At 41.2% G+C, this 611-nt stretch carries 1 protein-coding gene; it reads right to left on the reverse strand.

Annotated elements, in window-relative coordinates; all coding sequences use genetic code 11:
- Positions 1 to 611 (reverse strand): ABC transporter substrate-binding protein (locus ACP5NR_RS08805; protein WP_428006374.1); only part of this gene is annotated, 611 nt, incomplete at both ends.

Raw genomic sequence — 611 nt, forward strand, 5'->3', positions numbered from 1 at the left:
CGTTGGGTTCACGTTGTAACCACCCGCTCCAAAATAAGCCTTGTCTTCAAGATTTCTTTTGTTAATGGCAATAGAAATAGCTTTTCTAAAAGTTGCATTGTTAAATGGATATACCTGCGTGTTGAAGAATAAAGCATTTGCTCCTTCAGCCGGCCACCATATTTGGTTGTGCTGTGGATCCTTTGCAATCCACGTTGTTTGTGGGTCGGGCGCATAAAATTCTCCCCACTGGGCATTCCCTTTGAGTAGTTCAAGGAAGGCAGATTGGTTTGTAAGCATGCTTTTGATAACCAATTCATCTATGTAAGGTCTGCCCTTCATCCAGTAATTTGGATTTTTAACCACGACTTCATCTCCGTTAGATGGTGTATAACTTTTGAAAAGAAATGCTCCCGTTCCAACAGGATTTGGATTGGTGTAGGTTGCGGGATCTTTAACATTTTCCCATATATGTGCGGGTACTATTGGTTGCATTGCTATGTAGAAGAATTGGGGTACATTAGGCTTTGAAAATTTGAAAATAACTTTATTTGTCCCGCTTGCCTCAACACTCTGCAGTCCCGAAACTTTAGACCAGATGCCACTGCTGTCTAAGGATGGATATTTTCTCA

This window comes from Athalassotoga sp. (assembly GCF_049965695.1).
Lineage (GTDB): Bacteria > Thermotogota > Thermotogae > Mesoaciditogales > Mesoaciditogaceae > Athalassotoga.